This window comes from Streptomyces luomodiensis (assembly GCF_031679605.1).
Taxonomy (GTDB): domain Bacteria; phylum Actinomycetota; class Actinomycetes; order Streptomycetales; family Streptomycetaceae; genus Streptomyces; species Streptomyces luomodiensis.
This window is the reverse complement of the sequence record NZ_CP117522.1, coordinates 7,607,673-7,624,346: the sequence shown is the minus strand read 5'-3', so window position 1 is coordinate 7,624,346 and position 16,674 is coordinate 7,607,673. Positions and strand designations below refer to the sequence as shown.

At 70.7% G+C, this 16,674-nt stretch carries 12 protein-coding genes, 1 tRNA gene and 1 pseudogene; 6 read left to right on the top strand and 8 right to left on the bottom strand.

Annotated features, from left to right (window positions below; translation table 11 throughout):
* Window positions 1–407: 407 nt before the first annotated feature.
* Window positions 408–560 (bottom strand): hypothetical protein, encoded by a 153-nt coding sequence (locus tag PS467_RS32195; RefSeq protein ID WP_311038153.1) that lies wholly within the window; start codon window positions 558–560, stop codon window positions 408–410.
* 339 nt (window positions 561–899) lie between these two features.
* On the opposite strand from PS467_RS32195, the pseudogene PS467_RS42210 reads away from it, so the two are divergent.
* Both PS467_RS42210 and PS467_RS32185 read left to right on the top strand, forming a co-directional pair.
* Window positions 900–1,421: pseudogene (locus PS467_RS42210) on the top strand (recombinase family protein); the annotation flags it as partial.
* A 116-nt stretch (window positions 1,422–1,537) separates the two neighbouring features.
* The gene (locus PS467_RS32185) at window positions 1,538–2,221 is read left to right on the top strand and encodes a recombinase zinc ribbon domain-containing protein (RefSeq protein ID WP_349256490.1); all 684 of its coding nucleotides are present in this window, start codon (window positions 1,538–1,540) and stop codon (window positions 2,219–2,221) included.
* Here PS467_RS32185 and PS467_RS32180 read toward each other — a convergent pair.
* The 4 genes from PS467_RS32180 to sucC all read right to left on the bottom strand — a co-directional run bounded on the left by PS467_RS32180 (window position 2,203) and on the right by sucC (window position 6,229).
* Window positions 2,203–2,287: transfer RNA gene (locus PS467_RS32180), tRNA-Leu, on the bottom strand. The genes PS467_RS32185 and PS467_RS32180 overlap by 19 nt on opposite strands.
* A gap of 134 nt (window positions 2,288–2,421) precedes the next feature.
* Window positions 2,422–3,966, bottom strand: a complete 1,545-nt coding sequence (locus PS467_RS32175) for an aldehyde dehydrogenase family protein (protein ID WP_311038150.1) — start codon at window positions 3,964–3,966, stop codon at window positions 2,422–2,424.
* A gap of 184 nt (window positions 3,967–4,150) precedes the next feature.
* Window positions 4,151–5,047: a succinate--CoA ligase subunit alpha gene (sucD, locus tag PS467_RS32170; protein WP_311038149.1), complete on the bottom strand. Its 897-nt coding sequence runs from the start codon at window positions 5,045–5,047 to the stop codon at window positions 4,151–4,153.
* A 12-nt stretch (window positions 5,048–5,059) separates the two neighbouring features.
* On the bottom strand, window positions 5,060–6,229 hold the full coding sequence (gene sucC, locus PS467_RS32165) for an ADP-forming succinate--CoA ligase subunit beta (protein ID WP_311040024.1): 1,170 nt from the start codon (window positions 6,227–6,229) through the stop codon (window positions 5,060–5,062).
* Between the two features lie 181 nt (window positions 6,230–6,410).
* Here sucC and PS467_RS32160 point away from each other — a divergent pair, with 181 nt between their 5' ends.
* The 4 genes from PS467_RS32160 to PS467_RS32145 all read left to right on the top strand — a co-directional run bounded on the left by PS467_RS32160 (window position 6,411) and on the right by PS467_RS32145 (window position 12,992).
* A complete protein-coding gene (locus PS467_RS32160; protein ID WP_311038148.1) occupies window positions 6,411–8,093 on the top strand; it encodes a thiamine pyrophosphate-binding protein in 1,683 nt (560 codons plus the stop codon).
* Window positions 8,094–8,105: 12 nt separating this feature from the next.
* Window positions 8,106–9,383, top strand: a complete 1,278-nt coding sequence (gene frc / locus PS467_RS32155; RefSeq protein WP_311038147.1) for a formyl-CoA transferase — start codon at window positions 8,106–8,108, stop codon at window positions 9,381–9,383.
* Window positions 9,384–9,385: 2 nt separating this feature from the next.
* On the top strand, window positions 9,386–11,524 hold the full coding sequence (locus PS467_RS32150; protein ID WP_311038146.1) for an acetate--CoA ligase family protein: 2,139 nt from the start codon (window positions 9,386–9,388) through the stop codon (window positions 11,522–11,524).
* A gap of 76 nt (window positions 11,525–11,600) precedes the next feature.
* Window positions 11,601–12,992, top strand: a complete 1,392-nt coding sequence (locus PS467_RS32145; protein ID WP_311038145.1) for an OFA family MFS transporter — start codon at window positions 11,601–11,603, stop codon at window positions 12,990–12,992.
* A 37-nt stretch (window positions 12,993–13,029) separates the two neighbouring features.
* On the opposite strand, the gene PS467_RS32140 is transcribed toward PS467_RS32145, so the two are convergent.
* The 3 genes from PS467_RS32140 to eboE are packed head-to-tail and all read right to left on the bottom strand — an operon-like array spanning window position 13,030 to window position 16,669.
* Window positions 13,030–14,076: a sugar phosphate isomerase/epimerase family protein gene (locus PS467_RS32140; RefSeq protein WP_311038144.1), complete on the bottom strand. Its 1,047-nt coding sequence runs from the start codon at window positions 14,074–14,076 to the stop codon at window positions 13,030–13,032.
* Entirely contained in the window at window positions 14,073–15,494 is a 1,422-nt protein-coding gene (locus PS467_RS32135) for an alkaline phosphatase family protein (protein WP_311038143.1), read from the bottom strand. The genes PS467_RS32140 and PS467_RS32135 overlap by 4 nt, the downstream gene beginning before the upstream one ends.
* Window positions 15,491–16,669, bottom strand: coding sequence for a metabolite traffic protein EboE (gene eboE / locus PS467_RS32130; RefSeq protein WP_311038142.1), 1,179 nt, complete (start codon window positions 16,667–16,669; stop codon window positions 15,491–15,493). Before eboE ends, PS467_RS32135 begins: the two co-directional genes overlap by 4 nt.
* Between the last annotated feature and the right edge of the window lie 5 nt (window positions 16,670–16,674).

Here is a 16,674-nt window from a genome sequence, read left to right as displayed (position 1 = left end):
TGCGCACGAACTGCCCCGTACGGGTCTTGTCGACCACGGCCTTGCGCCAATTCTGCGTGGCGAAGGAGATGTCCACCTCCTTGCCCTCCTCGTCGAAGGCGGTGATGTACTCGCCCCGAGCGCCTTGGTGCCGCTTCGCGTGCGCGAGCGCGTTCAACACCGTCCAGTCCTCCGACGTGGCGGTGAACTCCAGCTTCTCTGCCAGGTCGAACATCACCGCGCGGTCCCGACCGATCTGCCCGTACAGCAGCACTTCCCAGAAGTTGCCGTGATGGGCGGAGCCAACGACACTGAGCCGAACGGGTGACGGGCCGAGGCGCTCAGGGCTCCAAGATCAACTCATTGCCCCTTTGACGCGTATCTCGGCGATACCCCATGCAGAGGGCCAGCCGAACCGGCAGCACGGGTCAGTGGTCCTTCAGCAGAAGGTGCAGCAGCGTCACCACGCCGACGCCGACCAAGAGGGCAGCGCCGAAGGAAGGATGTTCGAATGCGACGTACACAGAGCCGCCGCCCGCCAGCAGCAACAGAACCGTCCGCTGGTTCATCTGACCGTCCATGAGTAAGAGCCCTCCCGGCAGTGCGGTCCGCACGTGGGTTTCGGCGGTACCTGGTATGGAGAGAGCGCGGCGCCGGAGTCATTACGCGGGTTCCTCATGCAATCCCTGTGGTGTGCATCACATCCGATTTACGGCGGCGGGCAGAATCAACTGAAGCGGTGCGCCTTGTCCCGATGACACGCGCACCCGCTTCGCCGACGCATCGGTGAGCCCCAGCGAGCCTTCTACGGCAGCCAGTTCGGCAACACCTTCCCACTCTTCGTCCACTACGGCGTGCCGCTGTGGGTACCGGAAGTCGGCGGTCCCATCGATCCGGACAACGAGGCCCACGACCTGATCATGTCGGTCTTCGGCGGCATGTCGAAGGGCGAGCGCAACCGCATCAAAGTCCGCGTGCACTCCGCAATGGCCTCCCAGGCCCTGATGGAGGGCCGCTACCTCGGCGGCAGGCCCCCGTACGGATACCGGCTCAGCGACCTCGGCCATCACCCCAATCCCGGCAAGGCAGCCGACGGCAAACGTCTGCACGGCCTCGAACCGGACCCGGACACCGCCCCGGTCGTGGCCAGAATCTTCACCGAGTTCCTCAGCGGCCACGGCATCTTCACCATCGCCGAGGGCCTGACCCGCGACGGCATCCCCAGCCCCTCCGCCCACGACCGGGCCCGCAACCCCCATCGCGACACTCGTGCATGGGCCAAAAGCGCCGTCCGCGCGATCCTCGGCAATCCCCGCTACACCGGCCGTCAGGTCTGGAACCGGCAGCACAAACACGAAGCACTGCTCGATATCCACGACGTCACCCTCGGCTACACCACCGCCATGCGCTCGAACAGCCAGGACAAGTGGATCGTCTCGAAGAAGATCGTCCACACTCCGCTGGTCGACGATGACGTCTTCGCCCGCGTCCAGGACCTTTTCGCGGTCCGTTCGCGCCCCGGCACCACTCACCAGAAGCACCGCACCGCAACTCCTACCTGTACCGCGGACGCATTACCTGCGGGATCTGCACACGTCGGATGCAAGGACAGTGGTCCCACGGCGACGCCTACTACCGCTGCCGCTTCCCCGAGGAATACGCCCTGGCCAACCGCGTCCACCACCCGCGCAACATCTACCTGCGCGAGAGCTGGATCACCGTGCCACTCGACAGCTGGCTGGCGACCGTGTTCCTGCCGCACCGGCTCGACGACACGATCGACCTCATGGCGACGACCGCAGCGGCACCCGAACCAGAGTCCGCCGCTGTCGCGGCCGCCCGTGAGGCCATCGCCGACTGCGATGCCAAGCTGGCCACCCACCGAGCCGCCCTCGAAGCCGGCGCCGACCCCACCCTCGTCACACAGTGGATCGCCGAGACACAAACCCGTCGGGCCAGGGCCGAAGCCGAACTCCGTACGGCATCGAAGGGGCCGGGCACGAGAATGTCCCGCGATGAGATCGCCCGGCTCGTCCGGTCCATCAGCGATCTGACGACCGTCATTCAGCAAGCCGAGGCCGAAGACAAGGCCGAGATCTACCGCCTGCTGGGGCTCCGGCTCACCTACGCTCCAGCGCAAGCGACCGTGCACGCCGAGGTCACGCTCGACCCGAAGAACGACAAATCCCCACGGTCGACGAACAACCGTGGGGAAATGGTACGTGTCCGAGGGGGGACTTGAACCCCCACGCCCGATAAAGGGCACTAGCACCTCAAGCTAGCGCGTCTGCCATTCCGCCACCCGGACCAGGTGTGTCCCCGCGGTGGGCCGCGGTGACAGGCACAACGATACCAAGGTTTCGGAGTGCGTTTCACCTGCGTATGCCGTCCGCCCAGCCCCGCGCTCACCTGGGGAGACGCGGGGGTGGGCACGGTGGGTGATCAGTCGGGCAGCAGCTGGTAGTCGGGGAAGTTGCCGGGGAGGCGCTCGGGCTCGGGGCCCTCGGTGACGGCGCGGACCAGCAGGTCGCCGCCGACGAAGGCGCCGCGCCAGGAGGCGCCGAAGCCGCCGAAGAGTTCGGCGCGGTCGCCGCGGGAGCGGGGGGTGCCGTGGCCGGTTTTGAAGGCGCGGATCTGGGGGGCCAGGCGGTCGAAGGTGGCCGGGTCGTCGCAGGAGAGGGTGGCGACGAGGGCGCCGTTGCTGGCGTTCATGGCGGCGAGCAGCTCGGCCTCGGTGTCGACCAGGACGAGGGTGTCGACCGGGCCGAAGGGCTCGGCGTGGTGCAGCGGGGAGGTCGAGGGCGGGTTGAGGAGGGTGACGGGGGCGGCGTAGGCGGAGAGGTCCTGGCCGGGGAGGAAGTGGCCGTCGGCGAGGTCGCCGCGGTGGAGGGGGACGGCGCCGCGGTCGATGGCCTCGGCCACCTGATCGCTCAGCTCCTTGGCCTTGGCCGCGTTGATCAGGGGGCCGAAGTCCAGGTCGGGGAGGTGGTCGGAGGGGTTCTCCACCGCCAGCGGGTGGCCCACGCGGATGGCGCGCACCGCCGGGAGGTAGACGGACAGGAAGGCGTCGAAGGACGAGCGCTGGACGACGAAGCGCGGATAGGCGGTGCAGCGCTGCTTGCCGTAGTCGAAGGTCTTGCGGATCAGCGGGGCGAGGGCGTCCCAGTCGGTGTAGTTCCAGACGCCCCAGGCGTTGAGCCCCTCCTGTTCCAGGATGTGGCGTTTGCCGAGGTCGGCGACGGCGGTGGCGACCCGGGCGCCGGTGTCGCGGCCGCCGACGAAGGAGACGCAGCCGATCTCGGGTGAGCGGACCAGGGCCTCGGAGAGCTCACCGCCGCTGCCGCTGAGGAGGGTGACCGGGATGCCCTCGCGGGCGGCGAGCGCGCAGGCGAGGGTGAGGCAGGCCAGTCCGCCGTCGGTCGGGGTCTTGGCGATGACGGCGTTGCCGGCCAGTGCCTGGACGAGCATGGCGTGGGCGAGGACGCTCATCGGGTAGTTCCAGCTGGCGATGTTGGAGACCGGGCCGGGCAGCGGGGCGCGGCCCTCGGTCATGCGGTCGATCTCCCCCACGTACCAGCGGACGCCGTCGATGGCCCGGTCCACATCGGCCTGGGCCAGCCGCCAGGGTTTGCCGATCTCCCACACCAGGAGGAGGGCGAGCAGCTCACGGTGTTCGGCGAGGGCGTCGAGGGTGGCGGCCACCCGCGCCCGGCGCTCCGGGAGGGCGATGTGGCGCCAGCGGCGGTGCTGGTCGAGGGAGGCGCGTACGGCCTGGTGGGCGGTGGTGGCGTCGAGCCGGGGCGGGCCCGCGATCGGGGTGCCGTCGACGGGGGTGGTGGCGGGGAGGGCCCGGCCGTCGCGGTGCCAGGTGCCGTCCCAGAGGTTGAGGACTCGGTCGTCCTGGAACGCCTCGGGGGCGAGGGCCAGACAGCGCTGCCAGGCGTCGTCCCAGGCGGTTCCGGGTTTGAGGGTGAGGGTGGGTGCCATCGGTGGTCTCCGCTCTCGTTGCACGGGCGGGGCGGGGTGTGGCGGTCCGTACGGGTGTGTGTCCGTGGGCTGTGCCCATGGACGCATGTCCATGGGCACAGCCCACAGTCCGTGGCCGTACGGAGAGGAAGGTAGCGGCACGGGGCGTGGCAGTGGCCGGATCGCGGAGCGGGTACGGCTCACATCACGCTGGGTTGCCGGATGGTTCGGCCAGAAGGGCCAACACCAGCCGGGCGGTTTCCGTGGGGGTCGCTCCTACCCGCACACCCGCCGCCTCCAGCGCCGCCTTCTTGGCCGCGGCGGTGCCCGAGGAACCGGAGACGATCGCGCCCGCGTGGCCCATGGTGCGGCCCTCGGGGGCGGTGAAGCCCGCCACATAGCCGACGACCGGCTTGGTGACGTGGGCCCTGATGAAGTCCGCGGCGCGCTCCTCCGCCTCGCCGCCGATCTCGCCGATCATCACGATGAGGTCGGTGTCGGGGTCGGCCTCGAAGGCGGTCAGCGCGTCGATGTGGGTGGTGCCGATGACCGGGTCGCCGCCGATGCCCACGCAGGTGGAGAAGCCGAGGTCGCGCAGCTCGTACATCAGCTGGTAGGTGAGGGTGCCGGACTTGGAGACCAGGCCGATCCGGCCCGGTTTGGTGATGTCGGCGGGGATGATGCCGGCGTTGGACTGGCCCGGGGAGATCAGCCCGGGGCAGTTGGGGCCGATGATCCTGGTGGCGCGGGCCCGTGCGTACGCCTGGAAGGCGACCGTGTCGTGGACCGGGATGCCCTCGGTGATGACGACGGCGAGCGGGATGCCGGCGTCGGCGGCCTCGGTGACGGCGGCCTTGGCGTGGGGCGGCGGGACGAACAGGACGCTCACGTCGGCGCCGGTGGCGTCCATGGCCTCGCGTACGGAGCCGAAGACGGGCACCGTACGGCCGTCGATGTCGACCCGGGTGCCGGCCTTGCGCGGGTTGACGCCGCCGACGACATCGGTGCCGGCGGCGAGCATCCGGCGGGTGTGCTTCATGCCCTCCGCGCCGGTCATGCCCTGGACGATGACCTTGCTGTCCTTGGTGAGGAAGATGGCCATGAGGTGAGCCCCCTACGCGGCGAGTTCGGCGGCCCGCGCGGCGGCGCCGTCCATGGTGTCGGCCTGGTGGACGAGTGGATGAGCCAATTGGCCGAGGATGGCCCGGCCACGTGCGGCGTTGTTGCCGTCGAGCCGGACGACCAGCGGTTTGGTGAGGGTGACGGTGTCCAGGGCGCGTACGATGCCGTCGGCCACCGCGTCACAGGCGGTGATGCCGCCGAAGACGTTGACCAGGACCGAGCGCACATCCGGGTCGTCGAGGACGAGGGACAGTCCGTCGGCCATCACCCGGGCGGAGGCGCCGCCGCCGATGTCGAGGAAGTCGGCGGGGCGGGCGCCGCAGCCGGCCACGACGTCCAGGGTGGACATGACCAGGCCCGCGCCGTTGCCGATGACGCCCACCTGGCCGTCGAGTTTGACGTAGCCGAGTCCGGCGGCCGCGGCGCGGGCCTCCAGCGACTCCCGGGTGCGGTCGCGGTCGTCGGCGCGGGCCTCGGTGCGGTCGGCGGAGCCGTCCCATGACGGTTGCCGGAAGCGGGCGTTGTCGTCCAGGGTGACCTTTCCGTCCAGGGCCACGATCGCGCCGTCGCGGGTCACCACCAGCGGGTTGACCTCGACCAGCAGAGCGTCGTGGGTGGTCAGGACGGTCCACAGCCGGCGGATGGTCCCGGCCGTCTCCGGCGGCAGGTGGCCGGCGGCGGCGATCTCGGCGGCCTTCGCCCCGGTCACCCCCTCGGCCGGGTCGATCGCGATCCGCGCCACCGCCTCGGGGCGGTGCGCGGCGACCTCCTCGATCTCCATCCCGCCCTCGGCGGAGGCGATGGCCAGGAACCGGCCCGCGGCCCGGTCGAGGGTGAAGCCGAGGTACAGCTCGCGCTCCACCTCGACCGGTTCGGCCACCATCACCCGGTGGACGGTGTGGCCCTTGATGTCCATGCCGAGGATCCGGCGCGCGGTCAGCTCGGCCGCGGCCGGGTCCTCGGCGCGTTTCACCCCGCCCGCCTTGCCCCGGCCGCCGGTCTTCACCTGGGCCTTGATGACGACGCGTCCGCCGAGGCGTTCGGCGGCCGCGCGGGCGGCTTCGGGCGAGTCCACGACCTCCGCCCGGGGCACCAACACCCCGCCGTGGTCGAGGAGTTCCCGTGCCTGATGTTCGTACAGGTCCATAGCCCGCTCCCTGATGACCGGTCAACAGCGCTTGATCCGGCGCTGGATCGAACGAGTGGCGCACGCCCCCTGGACATCGCTCGGCCGATGGTGGGATAACAAAGTTCATACAGGATAACGTCGACTGTATGCAATCCACGATCCATCGATCCACCTGCGGAGCAGCACCGACCCCTACGAAGGGACGCGATTCGCCATGCCCGACGACAGCCAGAACCTCATCTCCGGCGGGCACTTGGTCGCCAAAGCACTCAAGGCGGAGGGCGTGGAGGTCATCTACACCCTCTGCGGCGGCCACATCATCGACATCTACGACGGCTGCGTCGACGAGGGCATCGATGTCATCGACGTACGCCACGAACAGGTCGCCGCCCACGCCGCCGACGGCTACGCCCGGATCACCGGCAAGCCCGGCTGCGCCGTCGTCACCGCCGGCCCCGGCACCACCGACGCGGTCACCGGCGTCGCCAACGCCTTCCGCGCCGAGTCACCCATGCTCCTCATCGGCGGCCAGGGCGCCCACAGCCAGCACAAGATGGGGTCGCTCCAGGACCTTCCGCACGTCGACATGATGGCGCCGATCACCAAGTTCGCCGCCACCGTCCCGGACACCGCGCGCGCCGCCGACATGGTCTCCATGGCCTTCCGCGAGTGCTTCCACGGCGCCCCCGGCCCCTCCTTCCTGGAGATCCCGCGCGATGTGCTGGACGCCAAGGTGCCGGTGGAGACGGCCCGCGTCCCCCAGGCCGGGCACTACCGCGCCTCCACCCGTAGCGCCGGCGACCCCGAGGCCGTCCAGAAGCTCGCGGACCTGCTGGTCCGGGCCGAGAAGCCGGCGATCCTGCTGGGCAGTCAGGTGTGGACCACCCGCGCCACCGACGCGGCCATCGAGCTGGTGCGCACCCTCAATGTGCCCGCGTACATGAACGGCGCGGGGCGCGGCACGCTGCCGCCCGGCGATCCGCACCACTTCCAGCTCTCCCGCCGCTACGCGTTCGCGGGCGCCGACCTCATCATCATCGTCGGCACGCCCTTCGACTTCCGCATGGGCTACGGCAAGCGGCTCTCCCCGGACGCCACCGTGGTCCAGATCGACCTCGACTACCGCACGGTCGGCAAGAACCGCGACATCGACCTCGGCATCGTGGGCGACGCGGGGCTGGTGCTCTCCGCCGTCACCCAGGCCGCCTCGGGGCGCATCAACGGCGGCGCGGGCAAGCGCAAGGAGTGGCTGGACGAGTTGCGGGCCGCCGAGCAGAAGGCGCTCGAAAAGCGGTTGCCCAACCTCCGCTCCGACGCCTCCCCCATCCACCCCTACCGCCTGGTCAGCGAGATCAACGACTTCCTCACCGAGGACTCGATCTACATCGGCGACGGCGGCGACATCGTCACCTTCTCCGGTCAGGTGGTCCAGCCCAAGTCGCCCGGCCACTGGATGGACCCGGGACCGCTGGGCACGCTCGGCGTCGGGGTGCCGTTCGTGATGGCCGCCAAGCAGGCCCGCCCCGACAAGGAGGTGGTGGCGCTCTTCGGCGACGGCGCGTTCTCCCTGACCGGCTGGGACTTCGAGACGCTGGTCCGCTTCGACCTCCCGTTCGTCGGCATCGTCGGCAACAACTCCTCGATGAACCAGATCCGTTACGGCCAGAAGGCCAAGTACGGCGAGGAGCGCGAGCGGGTCGGCAACACCCTCGGCGATGTGCCCTACGACCAGTTCGCGCGGATGCTCGGCGGCTACGGCGAGGAGGTCCGGGACCCGGCGGACATCGGCCCGGCGCTGCGCCGCGCCCGGGAGTCCGGCAAGCCGTCGCTGATCAACGTCTGGGTGGACCCGGACGCGTACGCCCCCGGAACGATGAACCAGACGATGTACAAGTGAGGGAGCCGCACCATGTCCCAGGCTCTTGAGGCCAATCAAGCCCAGCCCGGTCAAGCCCAGCCCGGTCAAGCCCTGGCCGGCATCCGTGTCCTCGACATGACGCATGTGCAGTCCGGTCCGTCCGCCACCCAGCTGCTCGCCTGGCTCGGCGCGGATGTGATCAAGCTGGAGAACACCAGCGGCGACATCACCCGCAAGCAGCTGCGGGATCTCCCGGACGTGGACTCGCTCTACTTCACGATGCTCAACTGCAACAAGCGCAGCATCACCCTCAACACCAAGAGCGAACGCGGCAAGGAGATCCTGACCGAGCTGATCCGCCGCAGCGACGTGCTGGTGGAGAACTTCGGTCCGGGCGCGGTGGACCGCATGGGGTTCACCTGGGAGCGCATCCAGGAGATCAATCCCCGGCTGGTGTACGCCTCGATCAAGGGGTTCGGCGAGGGCCCGTACACCAAGTTCAAGGCGTACGAGGTGGTCGCGCAGGCCATGGGCGGCTCGATGTCCACCACCGGTTTCGAGGACGGTCCGCCGCTGGCCACCGGCGCCCAGATCGGCGACTCCGGCACCGGGGTGCACTGTGTGGCGGGCATCCTCGCCGCGCTCTACCAGCGCGTCCACACCGGGCGCGGCCAGCGGGTCAATGTGGCGATGCAGCACGCGGTGCTCAACCTGTGCCGGGTGAAGCTGCGCGACCAGCAGCGGCTGGCGCACGGGCCGCTGGCGGAGTACCCGAACGAGGACTTCGGCGACGAGGTGCCGCGCAGTGGCAACGCCAGCGGTGGCGGCCAGCCCGGCTGGGCGGTCAAATGCGCGCCCGGCGGGCCCAACGACTACGTGTACGTCATCGTGCAGCCGGTCGGCTGGGCGCCGATCACGCAGCTGATCGGCCGCCCGGAGCTGGCGGAGGACCCGGAGTGGGCGACGCCCGAGGCGCGGCTGCCGAAGCTGGCCAAGATGTTCCAGCTGATCGAGGAGTGGTCCAGCACCCTGCCCAAGTGGGAGGTGCTGGAGCGGCTCAACGCCCACAACATCCCGTGCGGGCCGATCCTGTCCACCAAGGAGATCGTGGAGGACGCGTCGCTCGCGGCCAACGAGATGATCGTCCAGGTCGACCACCCCGAGCGCGGCTCCTTCACCACGGTCGGCTCCCCGCTGAAGCTCTCCGACTCCCCGGTCCGGGTCGAGCGCTCCCCGCTGCTGGGTGAGCACAACGAAGAGATCTACATCGGCGAGCTGGGGCTCGGCGACGAGGAAGTGCGGCTGCTCAAGACGGACGGAGTGATCTGACGGTGACGTACGACAAGGACGCCGTGCGCGCGGTGCTGGACGCCGCCCGCGCCGAGGGGCGCACGGCCCTGACCGCGCCCGAGGGCAAACGGATCACCGACGCGTACTCCATCCCGACCCCGGCCGAGGGGCTGGCGGAGTCCGCCGACGACGCGGTGGCGCTCGCCGACCGGATCGGCTTCCCGGTCGTCCTGAAGATCGTGTCCCCGGACATCCTGCACAAGACCGACGCGGGCGGGGTCCGGGTGGGGCTGACGTCCGGCGCCGAGGTGCGGGGGGCGTTCACCGCGATCGTGGCCAACGCCCGCACCTACGACCCGAAGGCCCGCATCCAGGGCGTCCAGGTGCAGCAGATGATCCCGGACGGCGGACAGGAGGTCATCGTCGGCGCGGTCACCGACCCCACCTTCGGGAAGGTGGTGGCGTTCGGGCTCGGCGGGGTGCTGGTGGAGGTGCTGAAGGACATCACCTTCCGGCTGGCCCCGGCGAGCGAGGACGAGGCGCTGTCGATGCTGGACGGGATCCGCGCCGCCGAGGTGCTGCGCGGGGTGCGGGGCGGGGAGGCGGTGGACCGCGGGGCGCTCGCCGACCTGATCGTGCGGGTCTCCCGGCTGGTGGCGGACTTCCCCGAGATCACCGAGGTCGATCTCAACCCGGTGTTCGCCACCGCGAGCGGGGTGCTCGCCGCCGATGTGCGGCTGCTGATCGGCGACGCTCCCCCGCCGCCCCGCCGCCGCTACTCGCGCGAGGAGATCCTGGGCACGATGCGCCGGCTGATGCAGCCGCGCTCGGTGGCGGTGGTGGGCGCCTCCAACGAGCCCGGCAAGATCGGCAACTCGGTGATGCGCAACCTCATCGACGGCGGCTTCCCCGGCGAGATCCACCCGGTGAACCCCAAGGCCGACGACATCCTGGGCCGCAAGGCGTACCGACGCGTCGGAGACGTCCCCGGCGAGGTGGACGTGGCGGTCTTCGCGATCCCCGCGAAGTTCGTGCCCGCCGCGCTGGAGGAGGTCGGCCGCAAGGGCATCCCGAACGCCGTGCTGATCCCGTCCGGCTTCGCCGAGACCGGTGAACACGAGCTCCAGCAGCGGATCGTGGAGATCGCCGAGGCACACGGGACCCGGCTGCTGGGGCCCAACATCTACGGCTACTACTCCACCTGGCAGGACCTGTGCGCCACCTTCTGCACCCCCTACGACGTCAAGGGCCCGGTGGCGCTCACCTCGCAGTCCGGTGGCATCGGGATGGCGATCCTCGGCTTCGCCCGGACCACCAGGACCGGTGTCTCGGCGATCGTCGGCCTCGGCAACAAGTCGGACGTGGACGAGGACGACCTGCTCACCTGGTTCGGTGAGGACGACCGCACCCAGTGCATCGCGATGCACCTGGAGGACCTCAAGGACGGCCGCGCCTTCGTGGCGGCGGCGCGGGCCACGGTGCCCAGGAAGCCGGTGGTGGTGCTCAAGGCGGGCCGTACGGCGGCGGGCGCCAGGGCGGCCGGTTCCCACACCGGAGCGCTGGCCGGGGACGACGCGGTCTACGACGACATCCTGCGACAGGCCGGGGTGATCCGGGCACCGGGCCTGAACGAGATGCTGGAGTACGCGCGGGCGCTGCCCGTGCTGCCCACCCCCCAGGGTGACAACGTCGTCATCATCACCGGCGCCGGGGGCTCCGGGGTGCTGCTGTCGGACGCCATCGTCGACAACGGGCTCTCCCTGATGGAGATCCCGGAGGATCTGGACGCCGCCTTCCGCCGCTACATCCCGCCGTTCGGCGCGGCCGGCAACCCGGTGGACATCACCGGCGGCGAACCGCCGGCCACCTACGAGGCGACCATCCGGCTGGGCTTGGAGGACCCGCGGATCCACGCCCTGGTGCTGGGCTACTGGCACACCATCGTCACCCCGCCGATGGTGTTCGCCGAGCTGACCGCGCGGGTCGTGGCGGAATTCCGGGAGCGGGGCATCTCGAAACCGGTGGTGGCCTCGCTCGCGGGTGACACCGAGGTCGAGGAGGCGTGCGCGTACCTCTTCGAGCGCGGGGTGGTGGCCTATCCGTACACCACCGAGAAGCCGGTGGCCGTCCTGGGCGCCAAGTACCGCTGGGCCAGGTCAGCGGGGCTGCTCACGACATAGCCGGCCACGTTTCCCGGAGCACGAAGAGTTTGGACAGGGGGCGCTGGCCGGGTTCCTTCGAAGCCAAGGGGACGACATGAGCACAGCAGAACGGCCGGAAGGGGTTCTCCCCTACCGGGAAGTGCAGGACAGCAAGGGACGCACGTATCGCATCGGCGAGACCGACCGCGACATCCTGGGCCACAGCCGGAAGCTGATGGTCTATCTGCCGTGGGTCGCGATGATGGCCATCAGCGTGTCCGAGTACGCGTACGGCTCGGCGGAGGACACGCTCTCGGACGCGCACGGCTGGACCCAGAGCAACACCTTCTGGATCCTCAGCGTCTGGGTGTTCTTCCAGGCGGGTATCGCCTTCCCCGCCGGATGGCTGCGGGAGAAGGGGTTACTGACCGCCCGCAGGGCCATGTACCTGGGGTCGGGGCTGTGTCTGATCGGCTTCGTGGCCCTCGCCCACCTCGACAACGTTTTCGCGGCGATCGTCGGCTTCGGCGTCGTCGGCGGGCTCGGCTCCGGACTCGTCTACGCCACCTGCATCAACATGGTGGGCAAGTGGTTCCCGGAGCGGCGCGGCGCGAAGACGGGCTTCGTCAACGGCGGTTTCGCCTACGGCGCGCTGCCGTTCATCTTCATCTTCAACTACTGGTTCGACACCGGTAACTACGACGAGGTCCTCGACCTCATCGGCGTCTACGTGCTGATCATCGTGGCGATCTGCGCCTGGTTCTTCAAGGACCCGCCGAAGAACTGGTGGCCCGCCGACATCGACCCGATCGGCTACTCCGGCAACGCCAAGAGCGCGGCGAGCCTGGCGAAGAACCCTCCGGCGGTGCGGCAGTACACGCCCAAGGAAGCCATCAGGACCGGCATGCTGCCCCTGATGTGGGTGTCCCTGGTGCTCACCGCCGGGGTGTCGATCTTCGGAATCTCCTTCCAGGTCGACTACGCCAAGGACGTGGGATTCGGCCCGCTGGTCGCGGCCTCGTCCATGGGCATCATGTCCGTCATCAACGGCATCGGACGCGGTGTGGTCGGCTGGCTCTCGGACCTGTGGGGCCGCAAGACCACCCTGGTGTTCGTCATCGTCGTGCTGGGCCTGGCCCAGTTCGGGGTGATCTGGGCCGGCAACATCCACAACGAGGTGCTGTTCCTCTTCTTCGCCTTCCTCTCCGGATTCGGCGGCGGCGCCTTCTACCCGATGTTCGCGGCGCTGACCCCGGACTACTTCGGGGAGAACTACAACGCCACCAACTACGGCCTGGTCTACAGCGGAAAGCTGATCAGCGGGCTGTTCGGCGGCGGCCTCGGCTCCATGGTGGTCGACGCCTGGGGCTACGACGGCGCGTACGCGCTCGCCGGAGGCATCTCCATGGTGGCCGCCGCGGTGGCCCTGCTGCTGCGGCAGCCCGGCCGGCCGCGGATCCGGGGCATCGCCCCGAACCCGCACCCGATCAGCCGCGAGGCGGTCTAGCCGTTCTCTCCGCCGAGGTCGGTGACAGGGCCCTCGCTCAGCCCCGTCCGCCGCACCGCAGCGACCGCAGATAGCGGCCGGAGCGGCGGGCGGTGGTGAGCGAATCGGCGGGCTGGTCGTGCTCCACCATCCAGTGGTGGTCACGGCGCCCGCCATGGGTCCTGCCGACCGCGGTCAGGAAACGGCGGTAGTCGATGTCACCGTCCCCGACGTCCACCATCCGGTAGCCGTCGGGGACGGTCTCGTCGTGTTCGCCGTCCTTGACGTGGAAGAGCGGATAGCGGTGCGGAGCGCGCAACACGTAGTCCAGCGGCTCGAAGGGCGCCGGGGAGCCGTCGGCCTTCCTGCCGAAGCGGTACTGGGCCACGTACGCCCAGTAGATGTCCATCTCCAGGTGGACCAGCTCCGGGTCGGTCTCGGCGAGCAGCACGTCGTAGAGCCGGACGTCCGGCCGGTCGGTGGCGAAGGAGAACTCCTCGGCGTGGTTGTGCTGGTAGAACTTCAGCCCGCGCGCCTTGGCCGCCGCGCCGTAGGTGTTGAACTCCTCCGCACACCGCTTCCAGCCGTCCACCGTGGTGCCGTAGCGCCAGGGCCCGGAGGCGGTGCCCACGTTCGGCAGGCCCAGCGCCTCGGCGTCGTCGAGCACCTGGGTGAGGTTGGTGGCGAAGGTGTAGGCCTTCGGGTCGTCGGAGTAGTAGCCGACGTGGCTGCCGATACCGCGCAGCCCGTGGTCCCGCATCAGCCGCTTCAGCTGCTCGAGGGTGATGGCGCCCGCCGACCCCTGGGTGTATCCGGCGAACTCCACCTGGTCGTAGCCGTACCGGGCCAGCTCCTGGAAGACCCGGGCGAAGCCGATGGACTGCACCTGGTCGCGGAGGGTGTAGAGCTGGATGCCGAGATGGCCGCGGGGCACCAGCGGACCGCCCCGGCCGCGCTGGGCGGCGGCGGTGGTGGTGCCCGTCTGGGCGGCCGCGGCGGTGCCGGTGCCGAGCAGACCGGCGGCCGTGGCGCCCGCGGCGACGCCGAGGAATCTGCGGCGGCGAAGGGTCTCGGCCAGTTCGGGGTGGTCGTGGGCGCTCTTCACGGGGTGTCTCCTTCGGTTGCGTTCGTCAGGCCGGCGAGTCGGAGGAGCAGGGTCTTCACATCGGTGGCGGCCACCCGGCCGCCGACCGCGCCGGGCCGGGAGCAGAGGAGGACGGGCCCGTCCTCGTCTCGGTCCGGGAGGCGGCCGTGGCTGCCGCGCACCGGGGCGGGGTCGAGCGGGACGACGGCCATGCGGTAGCGCATCCCGGTCTTCTTGCGGGCCAGCGCGGTGGCGGCCCGCACTCGCACATAGGGGTCCTTGGGGTCCATGAACAGCTCGGCCGGGTCGTAGCCGGGCTTGCGGTGGATCTCCACCAGCTGGGCGAAGTCGGGGGCGCGGGCGTCGTCGAGCCAGTAGTAGTACGTGAACCAGGCGTCCGGCGCGGCGACCGCGACCAGCTCCCCGGAGCGGGGATGGTCCAGGCCGTGGGCCTTCTTGCCCGCGTCGTCGAGGAGTTCGGCGATCCCCGGGAGACCGGCCAGCGCGGTGCGGGTGGCGTCCAGGTCCTCGGCGCGCCGCACGTATACATGGGCCAGCTGGTGGTCGGCGACCGCGAAGGCCCGGGAGGCGCCGGGGTCCAGATACTCCATGCCGTCCTGGGTGTGCACCTCCAGCAGCCCGGCGCGGCGCAGCGCCCGGTTGATGTCCACGGGCCGGGAGACCCGGGTGATGCCGTATTCGGACAGCGCGACGACGGTGCGGCCGCGGGCGGTGGCGTCGTCGAGCAGCGGGCCGAGGGCGGTGTCGAGCTCGGCGGCGGCGGTGTGGGCGCGGGGATCGTCGGGGCCGTACCGCTGGAGGTCGTAGTCCAGGTGCGGGAGGTAGGCCAGGACCAGATCGGTGGGGCGGGTACGCAGGATGTGGCGGGTGGCGTCGATGATCCACCGCGAGGAGACCAGGTCGGCGCCGGGGCCCCAGAAGTGGAAGAGGGGGAAGGTGCCGAACTTCTCGGTGAGCTCGTCGTGCAGCTCGGGGGGCCGGGTGTAGCAGTCCGGCTCCTTGCGGCCGTCGGCGTAGTAGACGGGGCGCGGGGTGACGGTGATGTCGGTGTCCGAACCCATCGCGTACCACCAGCAGACGTTGGCCACGGTGTAGTCCGGGTGGACACGGCGGGCGGCGTCCCACAGCTTGTCGCCGCCGACGAGCCCGTTGTGCTGCCGCCACAGCAACACCTCGCCCAGCTCGCGGAAGTACCAGCCGTTGCCGACGATGCCGTGCTCGGCGGGGGTGGTGCCGGTGAGGAACGTCGACTGGGCGGCGCAGGTGACGGCGGGCAGTACGGTGCCCAGCGCCGCGTGGGAGCCGGAGCGGCCGAGCGCCTTGAGACGGGGCATGTGGTCCAGCAGGCGTGGGGTGAGCCCGACGACGTCGAGGACGAGGAGCGGGGTCGGGCCGCTCCCGTGGCTCGGGGCGCTCATGGCAGCTCCTTGAGGCCGAGGTCGGTGAGCAGATCGCGGGCGAGGGCCAGTTCGGCGGCGATGCCGTCGGCGAGCCGTTCGCGGGTGCGGGGCCGCAGCTCGGGCGGGAGCGCCTGCCAGGTGTAGGTCTCCACCTCCAGGTGGCGGGTCAGCGGGGCGGGCCCGCCGACGAGGCGGGCGAGGGCGTCGGCGAGCACGGGGAGGGTGGAGGTGAGCGGGGGCTCGGGCGGGGCGTGCAGCGGCACGTGGAAGTGGGATCGCCAGGGCGCGGTGTCGTCGAGCCCGCCGGCCAGCGCCTGGTCGAGGTCGTCGGTGCCGTGGACGCCGCCTCCGGCGGCCCGGGTGCGGGTCTGGTGGAGGAAGCGGGGCTCGGCGAAGGCCGCGAGGGCTTCCCGTACGGCGGGCCGGCCCGGGTCCTCGGCGTGCAGCGCGGCGGACAGTTGCGCCTTGACGACGGGGACCCCGGCGGCGGTGAGCGCGTCGACGGCCGCGTGCGGATCCTCGAACTGCGTCGCCAGATGGCAGGTGTCCAGGCAGACGCCGATGCGCTCCAGGGGCGGACCGCCGGGCCCGGTGAGCGCCTCGATGGCCTGCGCGGTCGTCTCGACGGTGCAGCCGGGCTCGGGCTCCAGGCCGATGCGGACGGAGCGCCCGGTGAGCTCCTGGATGGCGTCGAGCCGCTGGGCGAGGGTGGTGAGGTGGCGGCGGGCGGCGCGGGCCCGGTCGGCGTCGAAGGGGGTGCGCCAGGCCAGCGGCAGGGTGGAGACGGAGCCGTCGGCGATGTCGTCGGGCAGCAGCGCGGCCAGCAGCCGGGCCAGGTGGGTGGTGTGCTCCAGCCGCTCCGGGTCGGTCCAGTCCGGTGTGTAGACGCGGTACTTGACCTCCTGGGCGCCGAACCCCTGGTAGGGGAAGCCGTTGAGGGTGACCACCTCCAGACCACGGGTGTCCAGCGCGGTGCGCAGCCGGCGCAGTTCGGCGGGATCGGCGCTGAGGGCGCGGGCGGCGTCGCGGGCCAGCCACAGGCCGATGCCGAGCCGGTCGCGGCCCAGGCGGCGGCGCACCGGTTCGCAGTGCAGTTTCAGTTGCTCCAGGACGCCGCCGAGGTCCTCGGCGGGGTGGACGTTGGTGCAGTAGGCGAGGTGGACGGTGGAGCCGTCGGGGTGGCGGAAGCGCATGGGGT